Raw genomic sequence first — 17915 nt, forward strand, 5'->3', positions numbered from 1 at the left:
GCGGCGCGTCTGGTCCCCCGGCCGTTGGCCGCCGGGGGATGCCGTGTAGTACGGCTCTTCGCTTCCCCCCGTTCAGCCCGATCTCACTCTTTTCTCAGGTCAGGCGCTCCTGCCCGTACCCGATGCGGTGACACAGCGCCGGAATCTCGCCCGACGCGAGCTTCGGCATCACCTGCGGCAGCTCCTCGAAAGCGCTGTCCCCCGTGACGAGCGCGTCGAGCGCCGGGTCGGCCAGCAGCTCCAGGGCGAGGGCGAGCCGGTCGGCGTAGGTACGGCTGGAGCGGCGGGCCGGGGAGACGGTGCCGACCTGGCTGCTGCGGATCACCAGGCGGCGGGAGTGGAATTCCTCGCCGAGCGGCAGGGACACCTTCCGGTCGCCGTACCAGCTCAGTTCGAGGACGGTGCCTTCGGCCGACAGCAGTTCCAGGGAGCGGGCGAGACCCTGTTCGGTGGCGCTGGCGTGCACGACGAGGTCGAGGCCGTCGCGGGCGTCCTCGGGGGCCGCGAAGTCGATGCCCAGGGCCTCGGCGATCTTCGCCCGCGCCGGGTCGGCGTCCACCAACTGGACCCGGACGCCGGGGAAGCGGGCGAGGAGGGCGGCCACCGAGCAGCCGACCATGCCGCCGCCGACCACCGCGATCCGGTCGCCGACCAGCGGCGCCGCGTCCCACAGCGCGTTGACGGCCGTCTCAACGGTGCCGGCGAGCACGGCCCGCTCGGCGGGCACGGAGTCCGGTACGACCGTCACCGCCGTCGCCGGGACGACGTACCGCGTCTGGTGCGGATAGAGACAGAAGACCGTGCGCCCGACCAGCTCCGCCGGGCCTTCCTCCACCAGCCCGACGTTGAGGTACCCGTACTTCACCGGCGCCGGGAACTCGCCCTCCTGGAACGGCGCCCGCATGACCGCGTGCTGGCTCTCGGGCACCCCGCCCCTGAAGACGAGGGTCTCCGTGCCATGACTGACGCCGGACCACAGCGAACGCACCAGGACCTCGCCCTCGGCCGGGGCCGGAAGGGCGACTTCGCGGATCTCTCCCTCACCCGAAGAGGTGACCCAGAACGCACGTGCGCTGATCGACATCCACATCCTCCTGAACGATCGGGAACCTGTTCACGTACCGAGGTGTGCACAGTCCGCGCACAGTACGCGGCACTGATCATCTCTGTCATCTGGCCGGAGGAATGTGCGGTGGCCCTGAACAACACTTACGACGCAAGGCTGGTCCAGCAGGAGACCGCTGTGGGAGCGGGCGTTCAGATCCTGTTGCTGGCTCTGCTCGGCACGGCGATCGGCATGGGGCCGGCGGGCTGGGTCACCGGTCTCGTCTTCGCCATCGCCACCTGGGCGGTGCTCTCCCGGGCGCTGCACCGCTCCAGTCTGCGCACGTTCGGCCCGGCCAACCGGGTCACGCTCGGCCGGGCGACGCTGGTCGGCGGGGTGACCGCGCTGGTCGCGGACTCCTTCGAGAGCGCGCCGCCGGTGACGCTCCTGGTCGGTCTGACGGCGGTGGCACTGATCCTCGACGGCGTCGACGGCAAGGTCGCCCGGCGCACCGGCACCTCGACGGCGCTGGGCGCACGCTTCGACATGGAGGTCGACGCGTTCCTGATCCTGGTGCTCAGCGTGTACGTCTCGATGGCGCTGGGCCCGTGGGTCCTCCTCATCGGCGGCATGCGCTACGTCTTCGTCGCCGCGGCCCGCCTCGCCCCCTGGCTCAACGCCCCGCTCCCGCCGAGCACCGCCCGCAAGACGGTCGCCGCCCTGCAGGGCGTCCTGCTGCTGCTGGCGGGCGCGAACCTGCTGCCGTACGCGGCCAACTTCGCCGTCGTGCTGCTGGCGCTGGGCTCGCTGGTGTGGTCGTTCGGCCGGGACGTGCTGTGGCTGTGGCGCACCTCGCGCATCACGGTCGAGGCTGCGGCGCCGAAGATGCTGGAGCTCGTGTAGCGGTATCCCGCCCCGGCAGAGGTGAGGCCCGGATCGTGCAAACGGTCCGGGCCTCACTTCTGCGCCGGTGCCACGGCACCACTACGCCGGTGCTACGACCGCGTAGACCGCGTCCGTACGACGGCGAAGACGGCCGCGGCGAGGCCCAGCACGCCGATGACCAGCCCGGCGACGCCCAGGCCGCGGGCGGTGGAGTCACTGCTGTCGGCGGAGGCCGCTGTCGTGCTCTTGGGAGCGGCTGTGGAGGCGGGGGCGGGGGAGGCGGGGGTGTCGTCCGCCGCCGCTGTCAGCTTCAGCACCGGCGCCGGGTTCTCCGGCTCGTCAGCGCCCGCCGCGGCCTCCTCGATCCAGCGCACGGTCTTGCCGTCGGAGTACGTCTGCAGGGTCTTGAAGGCCAACTGGTCGGCGTCGTCGGGAAGCCGGCCGAAGGCCACGTCGAAGTCCTCGTACTGGCCGGCGCCGATCTTCCCGCCCGTCCAGGTGATCTCGGAGACGGCGTCGGTGATGGTGCCGTCGTCGGTCTTGACCGGCGTCTTGAGCTTGGTGGTGGTCACCTTCGCGGTCCAGCCGTCCTGCGGGTGGACCAGCACGCCGAGCACGGGGTGGTCGGTGGGCAGGAAGACCTGGACCTCGGTGGTGCTCGCGGTGTCCTCCTCGTTGGGAACCCGGAAGCTGAGGACGCCGTCGGCGGCGCCCTTGGCGTAGGTCTCGGGGTGGACGGTGACGTGCGCGGAGGCGACGCCGGCGGCGGTGAGGACCGCGGCGGCGGCGAACACGGCACCGAGACCGGCGCGGCGCAGGGCGAGGCGTGTCGTGGACATGAGTGGGTGATCTCCGTACAGGAAGTCAGGAAAGGTGGGGGTCGGGCCCGGACAGGTGTGGCGTCCGGCCCTGGTTCAGCTCGCGTACGGGATCGGGGTGGGCGGTCCGCGGCGGCTCACGGCGTGCCGCAGCAGCAGTTGCCGGGGCGGGACCGGAGCCGGAGCGGCGGCGGGGAGGAGGGACGGCGCGGGCAACGGGACGGGGGCGTCCCGCCACCAGGCCGCGAGGCCCGGCAGGAACGCGACCGCCCAGCGCAGCAGCTTCCACAGGGCGGCCTCCCCGCGCCGCAGCCACCAGGAGGCGGCGAGCGCGGCAAGGACATGGGCGGCCGTGGCGTGCGGGGTCATCGCCGTGGCGGTGTGGGCGTGCAGCTGCATGCCATGCCCGGACGGCATGGCCATCGCGGGCATGGTGTGCGCCGTCGTACGGGAGCGGGCCGCGTCGAACGCGACATGCAGGCCGGCCTGCGTGGCGAGCATGGCCGCGCCGATCCCGGGCAGCGAGCGCTCCCGGGCGCCGAGCAGCCACCCGGCGGCGAACACGGCCAGGAATCCGGCGCCGTCCGCCCACGGCGGCGGCGTGTCACCCGTGGCGAGCCCGTGCCCGGCGGCGGCCAGCAGCACACACACCGCGGCGAACACCGCAGCGCGCAGACTCCGGACCTCCGGGGACGCACTCATGGTGAGGGATCCTCCCACGCCCGACACATACGTCGACGCCCCCTCCCGCGTTCACCCGCCCGGCCCGCACGACGAAGCACCACGACGGCAGCACCCGGTGCGACAGCCACGACAATCCGCCCTCGCACACCGCCGACAACCCGACGGCCGGGAAGAACCGCCGGCCCATCCCCGACGACAACCCGCCGCCCGACCCGGGCTCGCCGTCCTGAGCACACCCCGCCGATCCCGAGTTCACCCCCTCCGGGCCGTACGGGGCAGCAGGGCGACGGCGGCGGCCGGCACCGCGGCCAGGAGGAGCCAGGGCACTGTCGGCGGCAGGCCGGTGTCCAGGAGAGTGCCCGTGGCCGCGCTGCCCAGGAGCACGATCAGCCCCGAGGCCGAGGACAGTGCCCCGGTGTACAGGCCGAGCCTGCCGTCCTCGGCGAGGTCGGGCACCCAGGCGCGGGCGGCGGGCGCGACGAGCATCTGGCCGAGGGTGAGCAGCACGACGAAGCCGGCCGCGGGCAGCAGCCCGCCCGTCCCGGTCCGCCCGGCGGGCAACGCGGCGGCCACGACGGCGAACCCGGCGGCGATCAGCGCGAGTCCGGCCGCCATCGACCGGCGCGGACTCAGCCGCTCCCCCACCCATCGGGTGACCGGCAGCTGCGCGGTCACCACCAGCAGCGACGACAGCGCGAAAAGCGAGGCCAGCGGCGCCTGCGAACCGGCCGCGCGCTCCACCTCGGCGGGCAGCGCGAGATAGAGCTGGTTGTAGGCGAGGAGGTAGGCGCCGTACGCACCGCACAGGGCGAGGAAGCGGCGGTTGCGCAGCAGCGGGCCGAGACCGCCGCGGACCTCGACGCGGGTTCGGCCGGGGATGTGCTGCGGCAGCAGCCGGATGTGACCGGCGAGGACGAGGACGAAGACCCCGGCGCCGGCCAGGCACACCGCCCGGAAGTCGACCTCCAGGAGCAGCGCGCCGAGCAGCGGCCCGACAAACGCCCCTGTCTGTCCGGCGACCGTGAACAGCGCCAGCACCCGGGTCCGCGACCCGCCGCCCGACTCCTCGTGCACCACGGCCTGCCGGGCCACCTCGGACTCGACGGCGGGCGAGAACAACGCGGCCGCGAACCCGATGAGCAGCACCGCCCCGACGACCGTCCAGGGCTGCTCGGCGTACCCGAGCCAGCCGAACCCGGCGATGCGCAGGACGCACCCGACGAGGACGACGGGCCGCACCCCGTACCGGTCGGCCAGCGCCCCGCCGACCACGAACAGGCCCTGTTGGCTGAAGGTCCGCAGCCCGAGCACGAACCCGACCGTCCAGCCCGCCATGCCGACCGCACTGCCCAGGTGCTCGGCAAGGAACGGCAGCACGGCGAAGAAGCCGACATTGAAAGCGAGTTGAGTGAGGATCAGGAGACGCAGCAGCGGCGTGAGTCGAGTCGTTTCCTTCACCCTGCGATGCGGCGGCGACAGGGGTGTGGACGCGGGCGTCGTCATCGTTTGCCCGCCAACTCGGCTTCGGCGACGGCCTGTTCACCGGTACGCAGGTGTGCCGGGCCCCCCGGTTCTGCCGGTTCCGTGTTGTCCGCCGTACGACGACGTCGTGGTCGTGGTCGTCGGAGTGCTCCGGCGGCGGTGACGGCGAGGGCGCCGAGGAGGGCGAGGACGGTGGCGGGGGCGAGGACGGCCCAGGGGGCACGTTCGGCGTAGGGCTGGTTCTCGGCGAGGAGCAGGCCCCACTCGGGGGACGGCGGCCGGGCGCCGAGACCGAGGAAGCCGAGGGATGACAGGGCGAGGGCGATGCCGGGCAGCCGCAGGAGGGCGTGGCGGGCGACGGGCGGCAGGACGGCGGGCAGAAGTTCGCTCCTCAGCAGATACCAGGGGCCGGCGCCGAGAGCCCGGGTGGCGGTCAGGTGGACGGTGGCCCGCTCCTGGCGCAACAGCGCCGCGGTGTGCGCGGCGAGCGGCGCCCAGGCCACGACCGCCACGGCCAGGACGGGTGCCGTGGGCCCGCTGCCCCAGACCGCGCCGACGAGCAGCGCGGCGAGAACGGGCGGTACGGCGTTGACGGTGTCCACGAGCGGCCCGGACAGCCGGGGCAGCAGTCCGAGCAGGACTCCGGCGGTCAGTGCGATCGCGCTGATGGCGAGGGCGAGGAGCAGGGTGTCGAGGGCGCCGTGCGCAACCCGGGCGAGGACATCGCGGCCGAGCGCGTCGGTGCCGAACGGATGGGCAGTGGAGGGGGGTTGGAGGCGCGCGCGGGTGTCGAGGGCCAGCGGGTCGCGGGGCAGGCCGAGGGCGATGACGACGAACAGCACAAGACCGTAGGCGAGCGGCAGGATCCTGCGGGCCGTCGGCGATGGCGTGTGGAGTGTCTGCAGGGCGCCGTCGCGCAGGGCGGGCCCGATAAGCAGCCGGGCGGCGAGCCGGGCGCCGCCGGTGGTGACGGCCGCGAGCGCGACGAGGACGAGTGTGCCGGCCTGGAGGACGGGCAGGTCCTGGGCGATCGCCGCCTGGAGGGTGGTCCGGCCGAGCCCGGGGATGTCGAAGATCTGCTCCACGGCGACGGACCCGCCGGTCAGTCCCACGACGAACAGCCCGACGTTGGGCAGCAGCCCGGGCAGGCAGCGGCGCACCGTCTTGCGGGCGATGACCCGGCCGCGCAGTCCGCGCGCGGCGGCGGCCACCGCCCATGGCTCGGCGAAGGCGCCGGACAACTGGTCGTCGAGGAGGCGTCCGAGCACCGTCCCGGCCGGCAGGCCGAGAGCGAGCGCGGGCAGCACGGTCCACTGCGGGCCGTACCAGCCGAGGGCGGGCAGCCATCCCCACTGCACGCCGACCACCGTGGCGAGGACCGAGGCGGTGAGGAACTCCGGCAGTGCGGCGAGGACGGCGGAGCCGGTACCGCCGGCGGTCCGGCCGTCGAGGCCGCGCCGCGCGCCGAGGTACAGGGTGCGGGCGCACACCCCGGCGGCGATGACGACGGCGACCGCCAGCGCCACCGCCATCAACAGCAGTGACACGCCCAGAGCTTGGAGGACGCCGGGCATGACCTCCGCGCCGGAGATCCACGACCGTCCGGCGTCCCCGTGCGACAACCCCGTGACCCACTCCCCGAGAAGGCTCAACGGGCCGCCTTCCAGGCCGAGTTGGGCGCGTACGTCGGCGAGCGCCTCGGGGGTGGGGTCCCGGTCGGCGGATCGTGCCTTGAGCACGGTGAGCGCCGGGTCGGTGTGCGAGAGCCAGGGCAGCAGCCCGATCCCGCACACCAGCAGCGCGGCCAGTCCGGCACGCCACAGCAGCGTGCCCACCCTGTTCCTCATGCCGTCAGCGCCGGGTGCCGGTGCCGACGAGGGTCCGCTCGTACGGGTCGAGGAGGACACCGCTGACCTTGGTGCCCACGCCGGTGATGACACGCTGGTGGACCAGCGGGACGACGGCGTCGGTGCCGAGGATCGCGGCTTCGGCGGCCATCGCGGCGTCCTGCCGCTTGCCGGTGTCGGCGACCGTCTGCGCCGCGCCGACGGCCCGGTCGGCTGCCGTGTCGCACAGCAGGGCGAGGTTGTAGCCGCCGTCGCAGGTGAAGTCACTGGCGAGCACGGAGACGGGGTCGCCGGTGTCGAGAAGACTGTTGCGGGCGCCGACGAAGGCGTCGAACTTCCCGGCGAGCGCGTCGCTCTCCAGTCGCGAGTACTCGCGCACCTCCAGCTTCACCGTGAAGTCGGCCTTCTCCAGCTGCTGCTTCAACACCTGTGCGGCTTCGGGGAGTTCGGGACGGTTGTCGTAGGTGGCGAGGGTGAGGGAGGCGCCGCCGGGGGCGCCGGCCTTGGCCCGCCCGGTGGGCGGGACACGCTTGCCCGCGGCCCAGGTGACGGCGGGGCCGTAGATCCCGGCGCCGGCGTCGGCGTGCCCCTCGTAGACACCCTCGGCGAGGGCGGAGGTGTCGACGGCCGCGCGGGCGGCGGCGCGCAGGGCCGGGTCCTTGAAGACGCCCGACTCGGTGTTGAGGAGCAGGCCGGTGGTGCGGGTGGTGGCGGTCTCGCGGCGGGTGTCGGCGTCGAGGGTCGCGGCCTGGGCGACGGGTATCGCCTCGGCGAGGTCGACCTGACCGGTGCGCAGCGCGTTGGCGCGGGCGGCGCCGTCGGCGATGAAGCGAACGTCGATGCCGGCGGCCTGGGCCCGGCCGCCCCAGTAGTCGTCGAAGCGGTCGAGGTCGGCGACGGTGGCGCCGGTCACTTTGGTGATCTCGAAGGGACCGGTGGCGGTGCCGACCGGGTCGACGGCGCCCTGCCCGCCGTCGTACGCCTTCGGGGCGAGGACGGCGAGGCCTGGGCTGGACAGCCGCAACGGCAGGACCGGGTCGGGGGCGGCGGTGGTGATCCGCACACCGGTGCCGCCCGCTGCCTTCGCGGTGAGCGTGACGCCGGAGAGCGCGGCGGGGGCCGGCCTGGCCTGGGTGGCGTGTGTGAGGGAGGCGGCGACGGCGACGGGTGTGACGTCGGTACCGTCCTGGAAGTCGGCCTCGCGCAGGGTGAACAGCCAGGTCCGGTCGTTCTCGCGGCGCCAGGACGCGGCGAGGGCGGGGGCGGCCGCGCCATTGGCGTCGAGGGCGGTCAGTCCTTCGGTGACACCGAGACGACTGAGGATCGTCGCGTCGGCGCCGTACGGGGAGAGGCCCTCGGCGGGTGGGAAGGCAAGGGCGACGCGCAGCCGGGAGCCGTCGTCACCGCCGGACGCCGCACCGTCGCCGCCGGAGGAAGAGGCGAAGCAGCCGGCGAGGAGCGGGGTGAGGAGGAGGGAGGCGAGCAGTCGCGGGAGAGGGGGGCGACGGGGGTGGAGCACGGGTGACCGACCTAGGGGGTGGGGGACGGAGCGGGGCACGGGGTGGGGGACGGGGTGGGAGCGTGGAGGGGGACGTCGAAGTGGACGATCCGCTGGCCGCCGCCGGGGTCCGCACGCTCGTCGTGCACGACCTCGCCGAGCGAGCGCCAGAAGCCCTCGGCCCCTTCGACGGCCGGGTCGGTGTGCAGATAGACGGAGCGGTAGCCGCCGTCCTCCGCCGCGAAGGCGAGGAGTTCGGCGACGAGCCGCCGGGCGAGGCCGCGCCGCCGATGCTCCCGCCGCACATAGACGCGACGTAGTTGCGCGGTCGTGCCGCAGGGGTAGCGCTCGGCGACATGCCGGGGGTTCGGCGGGTGCACGGGACCGCGGGAGTCCAGGGCGGCCGTGGCCACGACCTCGCCTCCCCCGCCCTCACCCTCAGCCCCCTCGACCGCGACCAGCAGGGTGTGGCGGGCCGGAACGAGGTAGGCGCCGAGCGGGTCGATGATGTCGCCGTGCCAGCGCGGCACATAACCGGTGCCGAAGTCGCGGTAGACGGTGTCGAGCATGACGGCACGGGCGCCGTCGAGGTCGTCTGGCCCCGCGGGCCTTATGCAGTAGTCACGCACCTGCACATCATATGCATTAAGGCTCATTCGCTTGATCACCGCCCGACACGCCTCCCGCCACCCCGCTCCGACTTGACAGCGATCATGACCTCCTTTAAATCTAGCCACATGACATTCATTTTCAAAAAGGCGGGCCGGTAGGTGCGCGTCGCGTTCGTGGGGAAGGGCGGCAGCGGCAAGACGACGCTGTCGGCCCTGTTCGCCCGGCAGTTGGCGCAGTCCGGCGCACCGGTGCTCGCCGTGGACGGCGACATCAACCAGCATCTGTCCGAGGCCCTGGACCCCACGGCCGAAACGCCATCCTTCACCGCCCCGCCCCTGGCCGCGCACCTGGGTGAGATCAAGGACCTGCTGCGCGGCGCCAACCCGCGGATCACCTCCCGTGAGGCCATGGTCAAGACGACCCCGCCGGGCCGCGGCTCCCGACTAATGCGCCTGCTGGGCGACGACGCACTGCACGCCCGTCACGTCCAACGCGTGGGCGGTGTACCGCTGATGGTGACGGGCGAGTTCGACGAGAGCGACCTGGGTGTGGCCTGCTACCACTCCAAGCTGGGCGCGGTGGAGCTCTACCTGAGCCACTTGGTGGACGGTCCCGGCGAGTACCTGGTGATGGACATGACTGCCGGTGCCGACGCCTTCGCCTCCGGACTGTTCACCCGCTTCGACATGACGTTCCTGGTGGCCGAACCGACCCGCAGGGGCGTCTCCGTCTACCGCCAGTACCGCGACCACGCCCGAGAGTTCGACATCCCTCTCGCCGTGATCGGCAACAAGGTGACCGGCGAGGACGATCTGCTCTTCCTCAAGGAGGAAGTGGGCGACGACCTGCTCACCCACCTCGTCCTCTCCCCCTGGGTCCGCTCGGCCGAACGGGGCAGCCCCCAGGGCGCGTTGGAGGACACCAACCGTCACGCCCTCAACGTCCTGCGCGAGACGGTCGACGCCCGCGCGAAGGACTGGCCGACCCTCCACCGCCACGCCGTCGACTTCCATCTGCGCAACGCCCGGTCCTGGGCGAACAAGGCAACGGGCCAGGACCTCGCGGCGCAGGTGGACCCGGAGTTCGTCCCCGGCCCGGCGTCACTGCCGTAAGCGGACCCGAACAACCTCACCCGCTCTCTCCCCTCCACAAGAACAGGACCCCCATACCCATGTCTCTCGACGTCTCCCCGAAGCTCCTCGCCGAGGCCGAAGCCGGTGCCATCCGCGAGGAGGACTTCGTGGACACGGTCCGCACCTCCCTCCCCTACGCCTACGAGCTCGTCGACTCCCTCGCCACCCAGCTGCACGCAGGTATCGGCGAGTTCACCGACAACCAGACCCCGCCGGCGTCCGAGCAGGAGCGCGGTCAGCTTCTGCGCGCCATGGCCAGCGACGCCATCCGCGGCAGCCTGGAACGTCACTTCAACATCACCCTGGCCTTCCAGAACTGCCACCGTGTCGCAGCGTTCCGCCCGGGGGCGCGGAACGGGGACACGTATGCACGCTTCACGTCCACGCGGGCCCAGGTCCTGAACCAGTCGGCGGAACTGCGGGACTGCTGACGCTGACGCGAACACCCCCAGTCGTCGACGCGGCTCACCGCCACGCGAGGAAGACCGTGCCGAGGCTCAGGAGATTCCGCGAGAGGGGCACGGTCTTCCCGCAGGCTGCCGTGGACACGGCACGGAAGTCGTGAGTGAAGTCCGTCGCCGCCCTCATCGCCCACCGACCTCACGCCCAACCGATCCCCGCAGCATCGAGCAGCCGCACCAAGTCCTTCCGTCCGTATCCGAGGAGTGCGGCGCGATGGGCCGACAGGAGCATCAGATGCGCCACGATCTGTGCGCCGTAGCCGTTTCTGTCCTCTCCGAACCACTCGTCGGGTTTCTCGACGCCGAGGCTGTTCATCACCAGCCCGTGCTCGCGGCGGATCTCGGCGACGGTGTCGGACACGGCACTCAGGAGCGAGGCCCCCGGCCGCTCGCACTCCAGGGCGAAGCAGCCCCGGTCGGCGGGTTCGCAACCGGTGGGCGGACGGGTGCGCAGGCTCTCGTACCGCTCGTCCCCGAAGCCCCCTTGCCCGAACTCCTCGTGCACCAGGGCGAACCGGTGGAATCCGGGCGGCGGCGGAGCGGGCGGCGGAGTGTACTCGCAGCCCGCGTCCTCGTAGACCAGCCGCTGCACCTCCTCCTCGTCCGCCAAGGTGACCGTGTAGCCGGTCTCGGTGTTGCGGCCGGTGATCGTGCCATCGGCGTTGCGCTGGAAATGCAGGCTCATGTGTACCCCCGTGGTCCTCACAAGCGGGAAGATCCCGACACCCGCACAACGGCCCGCCGATTTCGCGCGTGCCCCGTCCGCCATGAGTTCACTCGTTCGCGTGAACGACCCGCCTGCACACCCGCACGCCGCCCGCCTCAGGCCGTCAACCCACGTCCATGAAACGCTTCACCGTCGTCACGAACCGCTCGGGATCGTCCCGCCACGGGTAGTGTCCCGCCCCCGGCTGCACGACGAGCTCGGCCTTGGGAAACAGTTCCGCGAACTCCCGCATCACGCGCGGCGGTCCCGCCACGTCCACCTGTCCCGCGAGGATCAGCACCGGGGACGGGAAGGCGGCGAGGACTTCGCGGGTCGCGGTCGGGGCGAAGGCGCCCTCGGCGGTGTACACGGCTGCCGCCTCGCCGTTCCGCTGCCGCTCGCCCGCCTGGTCGAAGGACCGGGCCTCCTCGTCCCAACGGGCATGGAAGAAGGGGGCGATGGCCTGCCAGGAGCCGGCGGTGCCCCGGTCGGCGGTGACATCCTCCAGCGCCGTGTAGGCGGCGGCGAACCACGGCTCGCTCCCGCGCAGCCGGGCAGTCGTCAGACGGTCCTCGGCGGTGATCCCGAGACCTACCGCGTACACGCTCGGCGTGATCAGCAGCAGACGGTTGACACGGTCCGGGTGACGGGTGGCGTACAGGATCGCCAGGTTGGCCCCTCCGGAGTGCGCGAGCAGGTCGATCCGGTCGAGCCCGAGGTGTTCGCGCAGGGCGTCGACGTCGTCGACCTGGCGGTCGCAGCGGTACGACGCGGTGTCCGCGGGGGCGGCCGACTCGCCGGTGCCCCTGAGGTCCAGGCCGATCAGACGGCGGTGGGCGGTGAGGCCACCCAGGTCGCCCAGGTAGGCGGCGGACTGCATGGGGCCGCCGGGCAGACAGACCAGCGGCGGACCGTCCCCCGATTCGTGGTGGGCGAGGCGGGTTCCGTCGGGAGCGGTGAAGATCGACATGGCACAGAGCCTCACAGCGGCGGGCTCAGCGAGCAAGGGGATTCCCATCAAGGACGTCCCGCGCCGGCACAACCGACCGCTCCGCCCGACGCCTCACCGGCGACGCGGGCCTCTCACACAGTCCGGAACTTCGGCGGTACCGTCGGCTTTGCTCGCGTACCCCTGAACACGCCTGTGAACCAAGGGTTCTGACGTCAGATCAGGTGCGGGCGGCGAGGACCGCCTCGCGTACCGCCGGTGCGATCTCCTCGGCCCAGCGACCGAGTGTGACGTCGGCGGGGGTGCCGTCCTCAACCCGGAAGTGCACGAACCCGGAGGCCCCGAACTCCAGGACTGCGCCCGTGAGTTCCTCGACCCATTGGCCGATCGAGCCGCCCCGCCAACGCCCTTCGTGATCGCGCGGAGCGGCCGCCGCGGTGGCTGTGATGACGCCGGGCAGGTTGTAGACGGTGGCGACGTCGCCGGGTCGGCGGCCCGCCGTCAGCGCCGCTTCGTCGATGACGGGCCGCGACTCACGGTAGCGCGGGCTGAGCCAGTCCGCGGCGTGCCCGGGTATCCAGCCGTCGGCCACCCGCCCCGTGACGGCAAGGGATTTCGGGCCGACGGCGCCCGTCCACACCGGCGGCACCTCGACGGGGGCGGGTTCCAGATCCCGCACCTGGTAGAACTCTCCCTCGAACGTGACCGGTTCGCCTCCCCCGCAGAGCAGCCGGACCAGGGTGATCGCCTCTTCGAGCGCGCGTACCGCGGCGCCCGGCCCGAGCTTGGGCAGCCCGAGCCGGGCGATGTCGTCCCACAACCCGCCCGCCCCCATGCCCAGCACCAGCCGTCCACCGGTGAGGGCCGACAACGAGGTGACGGTACGGGCCAGCATCGGCGCCGGGCGGCTGGGCAGGTTGGTGACGCACACCAGCCCGGAGACCCGCTCGGTACGGCCGAGGACGACACCGAGGATGGCGTACGCGTCGAGCCGGCCGCCGAAGTAGGGGTGGTCGGAGACGGTTACCAGGTCCAAGCCCTGTCGGTCGGCCTGGACCGCCAGGCGGAGGGTTTCCCCGACCTCGTCGACGGCTGTGCTGATCCCGGTCCCGAACAACGGTTTGCTGTGCAGTGGCATGGCTGGGACAGCCCTTCCCCCCGTCGGTGGAGCGCCCGCGGGACACCCCTTTCAGTTCGTGCCACGAACGGTATGTGTGCGTGGCGCGAACCGACAACGGGACTTGTGACGTACGACGCCGTTGGGAGCGTAGGCCCACGGTCCAGGGTCCGCGGACCTACGCCTCCCGAATTCGGGACCTACTTGGTGACCGCAGGCGCCGACGCCGGGGCCGGGGCGTATCCCGTCGGTCGGGCCGAGAACGTGCCTCGGCCCTGGGTGCGGCTGCGCAGCCGGGTCGCGTAGCCGAACAGCTCGGCCAGCGGCACGGTGGCGGTGATCACCGCCGAAGCGCCGCGCACGGTCGAGTCGGTGACCCTCCCGCGCCGAGCGGCCAGGTCCCCGAGGACTCCGCCGACGGCGTCCTCGGGAACGGTGACGCACACCTCGACGACCGGTTCCATCAGGACCATCGCGCAGCGGCGCAGGGCCTCCCGCAGCGCGAACCGGCCGGCCGTGCGGAAGGCGGTCTCCGAGGAGTCCTTCACGTGGGTCGCCCCATCGGTGAGGGTGACCCGCAGCCCGGTGACCGGGTGCCCGCCCAGGGGGCCCTCGGCGAGGGCGTCCCGGCAGCCGGCCTCCACGGCACGGACGTACTCCTGTGGCACCCGACCGCCCACGACGGCCGAACGGAACGCGAAACCGGTTTCGACGTCGCCGTCCGCGTCCTCGCCGCCGACCGCGTCGAGCGGTTCGACGTCGAGCACGACGTGCGCGAACTGGCCGGCGCCACCGTCCTGTTTGACGTGCCGGAAGAGCACGCCGGACACCCCACGGACGACCGTCTCGCGATACGTCACCCTCGGACGCCCCACGTTGACCTCCACGCCGACGCCACGGCGCACCTTCTCCACCGCGACCTCCAGATGCAGTTCACCCATGCCCGACAGCACCGTCTGACCGGTCTCGGGATCGGTCCTGACGACCAGCGACGGATCCTCCTCCGCCAGCCGCGCGAGTGCCGAGGCCAGCCGGTCGGCGTCGGTGCTCGACCGCGCCTCGACCGCCACGGAGACGACCGGTTCGGCGACCCCGGGCGGTTCGAGGACGATCGGCGCGTCCGGCGCGCACAGGGTCGAGCCCGCACGCGCCGACTTCAGTCCGATCACGGCCACGATGTCCCCGGCGACCGCGCGCTCCACCTGGGCGTGCCGGTCGGCCTGCACACGCAGGATCCGACCGATCCGCTCGGTGCGTCGCGTGCCCGACTCCCACACCGCGTCCCCCTTCTCGATCGTGCCCGAGTACACCCGCAGGTAGGTGAGCCGACCGGTGGGCGTGGCGCTGACCTTGAACGCGAGAGCGGCGAACGGCGCGGAGGGGTCGGCGGGCCGGTGCTCACCGACGACCTCCTGCACACGATCGACGTCTCGCTGCACCCTGTCGGCACCTCCCTGCGTACTGTCGGCGCCTCCTTGCACACGGTCGGCACCACTCTGCGTGCTGCGGCCGGTGGCCTGCACACCGCGTACCGGCGGCACGTCCAGCGGCGACGGGAGGTAGGCGACGACGGCGTCCAGCAGCGGCTCGATGCCGCGATTGCGGTAGGCCGAGCCGCACAGCACAACCACCACGTCGCCCGTGCGGGTCAGGTCGCGCAGCGCTCCGGAGAGGGTCTCGGCAGACAGCGTCTCCCGGTCGCAGAACTCCTCCAGCGCGGCCGGATGCCGCTCCGCCACAGCCTCTTCCAGCAGCCTGCGCCGACGCAGCGCCTCCTCCCGAAGCTCCTGCGGCACAGCCGCCTCGACGGCCGTCCCGCCGGTCATGTCGCCGTCGTCGCTCCAGGTCAGCGCCCGCATGCGGAGCAGGTCGACGACGCCGGTGAAGCCGTTCTCCCTGCCGATGGGCAGGTGTACGACCAGCGGGACCGGGTGGAGGCGTGCCCGGATCGACGCCACCGCGGCGTCGAGGTCGGCGCCGACCCGGTCGAGCTTGTTGACGAACGCGATCCGGGGAACACCGTGCCGGTCGGCCTGCCGCCACACCGATTCGCTCTGCGGCTCCACCCCGGCGACGGCATCGAACACCGCCACCGCCCCGTCGAGCACCCGCAGGGATCGCTCCACCTCGTCGGCGAAGTCGACGTGCCCGGGGGTGTCGATCAGGTTGATCCGGTGGCCGTGCCAGTCGCAGCTGACGGCCGCGGCGAAAATGGTGATTCCACGGTCGCGCTCCTGGGGGTCGAAGTCGGTGATGGTGGTGCCGTCGTGGACCTCGCCGCGCTTGTGCGTGGTCCCGGTGGCGTACAGGATCCGCTCGGTGACGGTGGTCTTGCCCGCGTCGACATGGGCGAGGATGCCCAGGTTGCGTACGGCGGAGAGGTGACGGTCGAGGTTGTTGCGCACGGCCCTTGGCCTTTCGGGGCGTTTCCGAGAACGGGCAGCGCGATTTCCGGACGAAGGCAAGGAGAGACACGTGCATGAACATCGTGACGCGCACGTGACTGACGCACCGTCACATATGGCTCATCGACGGCGCGTTGGACTACTCGGGCAGTTCGTCAGGACATCCGGTGCCGGCCGCGCAGCGAGCACCGGACGGACGAAGACACGAGGATCACCTCGTAGCGGGAGCGGGGAGCGACGACAGCGGTACGGTCACGCATGGCGGGCTCCCCTCGTTCGCATCGGTGCGGCGCGCCCTGATCGTGGGCCACGCTTGGTCTTCGGTGAGTGTAGGGGCGGACGGGCGTGCCCGGCACGCGATTTATCGCACCGGGCCCTGCGCCATCGGGTAGAACTGCCTCCGCACCTGACGCAGCCATGAGTCGGCAGCTGTGTCGTCGGGGTGTTCGGGCAGAACGCTGCGTGTCTCGGCGAAGGCATCCTCGAATCCACGCAGCAGCGGCAGCGCCGCTTCGGGGTCGGCGGTGACCTGTTCGCCGAACCGGTGATAGCTCTCGGGGTCCTCGACGCGAATCGTCAGCTTCCCTGTGGTGTAGAGCTCGTAGCCCTGGGTGCACAGCCGCTTGAGGTGACGGGCGTGCTTGGCGGTCCGACTGCGGATGCCCGCGGTAAGGGTCCCTTCGCTGCGGTTCTGGAGTTTGCGGAACTGCTGGGTGGCGTAACCGAGATAGGCGTCGCGGACTCGTCGTGCGCTGAGCAACGTCTCGCGCAGGGCGATGAGTTCGTCACCGAGGGGGGTGCGCACCTCGTACAACTCCTCCGGCAGCCAGACGAGTTCCATCACGGTCGGGTTGCCGCCGAGGGCGAGTCGGCACCACTTCGCGGCCTCGTGCAAGGTGCGGTCCGGTGACGTGCTGACGTGCGACTCCTGCGGCCGGTGCAGGCCGTGCAGTTCCTCGGTGGGAGCGGCGAACATGCCGAGGCGGTCCACGTCGGAGCCTTCGTGGGCGAGCCCGTAGGCGGTTGAGCCGACGATGCCGGACAGCAGGATGTTGGTGACGGTCACTGGTGCCCCCCGGGTCGTTCCCCGATGCTGATCAGCGCCGCCCGGTCGGGCGACGGGACCGCCATGATGCCCCGGCGCCGGCCCGGAGCACCTCGCATTTTTCGGCGGCGCCCACCCAGGCGCCGCCCGCCCGGTCGCCCGGCCCTCGCCCCACCATCGCCGCGACCGTCCGCACGCCCGCCGCCTCACCCGTACGGCTCATTGCGCTGGTCGCGCGGCATGGCCGGTGGTGCCGTGGAGGAGCAGGGGCAGCCCGCCCCGCCCTCAGGAGGCACCGTGACCACCCCTCGCCCGTCGTCCCGCCCGTCCTGCCCGCCCCGCCCGCCGGGCCCGGCCGGTCCGACGCGTCCGGCGCGTCCGGCTCGTCCGGCTCGTCCGGCTCGCATGCTGGCCGCCGTCCTGGCCTGCGGAACGCTGCTGGCCACCGCGGCCTGTTCCGGCGGGGACGACAGCGCGTCGACCGACTCGGGTGTCGCGGCCAGACCCGTCGCCGAGCGGACCGCCACCAAGTCCCCGGACAAGCCGCTCACGAACGCCCGCGCACAGATCGCACTGATCACGGAGGGAGATCTGGAGGACGCCTGGAATCAGGTCAAGACCGCGGGGAACTGGCACGACACCCTGCTGATCGACAAGGTCGACGTCGCCCAGTTCCTCACCGCCAAGACGCAGGCCGCCAACTGTCAGCGACTGCTCGACGGGCTCTACGAGAACGACCTGCTGGGCAAGCCGTCGGGCGGGGCGGCGCTCACCGGCTTCCAGCAGGGCGACTCCCGGTTGCTCTACCAGGTCGCCGCATACGACAAGGCCGACCTCGACCAGTCACTGAAGTGGCTGGCGTCGCTCCCGACCGACTGCGACCAGTTCAACGCGGTCGGCTCAGCGAACTCCACCCGAACCGTGCAGGTCGTCGAGGCATCCCTGCCCAAGGTCGGCGACGCCCGGCAGGGCGTGACCGTGACGGTGCAGGGCGTCTCCGGGGGCTCCCCGGTCACGCTCACCCTCGACGTCGCCGTCGTACGGGTCGGCGACGACGCGATCACGGTCACGAACGGCGGAACCGACGGCGTGGACCACGACAGCACCAAGGACGCGGTGAGCCATGGCACGACGCGGCTGAAGGACGTCCGGGAGGGCCGTACACCGGCCCCGGAGCCCAGCCAGTTCGACTGACCGAAGCTCCGCGCCCGGCCGTCTCCGGCCTTCT

16 protein-coding genes are annotated in these 17915 nt (G+C 72.3%); 4 read left to right on the top strand and 12 right to left on the bottom strand.

The genetic code is table 11. The annotated features are described in order from the left end of the window. Positions 1-94: 94 nt before the first annotated feature. Positions 95-1084, bottom strand: coding sequence for a zinc-dependent alcohol dehydrogenase (locus B5557_RS07470; protein ID WP_079658380.1), 990 nt, complete (start codon positions 1082-1084; stop codon positions 95-97). A 108-nt stretch (positions 1085-1192) separates the two neighbouring features. Here B5557_RS07470 and B5557_RS07475 point away from each other — a divergent pair, with 108 nt between their 5' ends. Next, entirely contained in the window at positions 1193-1948 is a 756-nt protein-coding gene (locus B5557_RS07475; protein WP_079658381.1) for a CDP-alcohol phosphatidyltransferase family protein, read from the top strand. 92 nt (positions 1949-2040) lie between these two features. Here the strand turns inward: B5557_RS07475 and B5557_RS07480 are convergent, their stop codons facing one another. The 6 genes from B5557_RS07480 to B5557_RS07505 all read right to left on the bottom strand — a co-directional run bounded on the left by B5557_RS07480 (position 2041) and on the right by B5557_RS07505 (position 8888). Further along, positions 2041-2769 carry a YcnI family protein gene (locus tag B5557_RS07480; protein ID WP_079658382.1) on the bottom strand — a complete coding sequence of 243 codons (729 nt, stop codon included), beginning with the start codon at positions 2767-2769 and terminating at the stop codon, positions 2041-2043. A gap of 75 nt (positions 2770-2844) precedes the next feature. Continuing rightward, on the bottom strand, positions 2845-3450 hold the full coding sequence (locus B5557_RS07485) for a hypothetical protein (RefSeq protein WP_079658383.1): 606 nt from the start codon (positions 3448-3450) through the stop codon (positions 2845-2847). 234 nt (positions 3451-3684) lie between these two features. Continuing rightward, positions 3685-4935, bottom strand: coding sequence for an MDR family MFS transporter (locus tag B5557_RS07490; RefSeq protein WP_079658384.1), 1251 nt, complete (start codon positions 4933-4935; stop codon positions 3685-3687). Next, entirely contained in the window at positions 4932-6761 is a 1830-nt protein-coding gene (locus B5557_RS07495) for an ABC transporter permease subunit (RefSeq protein ID WP_079658385.1), read from the bottom strand. The genes B5557_RS07490 and B5557_RS07495 overlap by 4 nt, the downstream gene beginning before the upstream one ends. A gap of 4 nt (positions 6762-6765) precedes the next feature. Continuing rightward, positions 6766-8280 carry an ABC transporter substrate-binding protein gene (locus tag B5557_RS07500; RefSeq protein ID WP_079658386.1) on the bottom strand — a complete coding sequence of 505 codons (1515 nt, stop codon included), beginning with the start codon at positions 8278-8280 and terminating at the stop codon, positions 6766-6768. A gap of 11 nt (positions 8281-8291) precedes the next feature. Beyond that, entirely contained in the window at positions 8292-8888 is a 597-nt protein-coding gene (locus B5557_RS07505) for a GNAT family N-acetyltransferase (RefSeq protein ID WP_079664648.1), read from the bottom strand. 141 nt (positions 8889-9029) lie between these two features. Here B5557_RS07505 and B5557_RS07510 point away from each other — a divergent pair, with 141 nt between their 5' ends. Beyond that, entirely contained in the window at positions 9030-9983 is a 954-nt protein-coding gene (locus tag B5557_RS07510; RefSeq protein WP_079658387.1) for an ATP-binding protein, read from the top strand. Between the two features lie 59 nt (positions 9984-10042). Next, complete coding sequence (locus B5557_RS07515; RefSeq protein WP_079658388.1) at positions 10043-10435, top strand: SCO5389 family protein; 393 nt, start codon at positions 10043-10045, stop codon at positions 10433-10435. A 169-nt stretch (positions 10436-10604) separates the two neighbouring features. Here B5557_RS07515 and B5557_RS07520 read toward each other — a convergent pair whose 3' ends face one another. The 5 genes from B5557_RS07520 to B5557_RS07540 all read right to left on the bottom strand — a co-directional run bounded on the left by B5557_RS07520 (position 10605) and on the right by B5557_RS07540 (position 16708). After that, positions 10605-11150, bottom strand: a complete 546-nt coding sequence (locus B5557_RS07520; RefSeq protein ID WP_079658389.1) for a hypothetical protein — start codon at positions 11148-11150, stop codon at positions 10605-10607. Between the two features lie 145 nt (positions 11151-11295). Beyond that, positions 11296-12141, bottom strand: a complete 846-nt coding sequence (locus B5557_RS07525) for an alpha/beta fold hydrolase (RefSeq protein WP_079658390.1) — start codon at positions 12139-12141, stop codon at positions 11296-11298. Between the two features lie 199 nt (positions 12142-12340). After that, positions 12341-13258 carry an LLM class flavin-dependent oxidoreductase gene (locus tag B5557_RS07530; RefSeq protein ID WP_079658391.1) on the bottom strand — a complete coding sequence of 306 codons (918 nt, stop codon included), beginning with the start codon at positions 13256-13258 and terminating at the stop codon, positions 12341-12343. A gap of 179 nt (positions 13259-13437) precedes the next feature. Beyond that, on the bottom strand, positions 13438-15642 hold the full coding sequence (locus B5557_RS07535; protein ID WP_079658392.1) for an elongation factor G: 2205 nt from the start codon (positions 15640-15642) through the stop codon (positions 13438-13440). A gap of 361 nt (positions 15643-16003) precedes the next feature. Then, positions 16004-16708 (bottom strand): nucleotidyltransferase domain-containing protein, encoded by a 705-nt coding sequence (locus tag B5557_RS07540; protein ID WP_079658393.1) that lies wholly within the window; start codon positions 16706-16708, stop codon positions 16004-16006. 384 nt (positions 16709-17092) lie between these two features. Between B5557_RS07540 and B5557_RS07545 the strand changes: the two genes are divergently transcribed. Further along, complete coding sequence (locus tag B5557_RS07545; protein WP_079658394.1) at positions 17093-17881, top strand: hypothetical protein; 789 nt, start codon at positions 17093-17095, stop codon at positions 17879-17881. Positions 17882-17915: the final 34 nt, after the last annotated feature.

Source organism: Streptomyces sp. 3214.6 (assembly GCF_900129855.1).
Classification (GTDB): Bacteria; Actinomycetota; Actinomycetes; order Streptomycetales; family Streptomycetaceae; genus Streptomyces; species Streptomyces soliscabiei.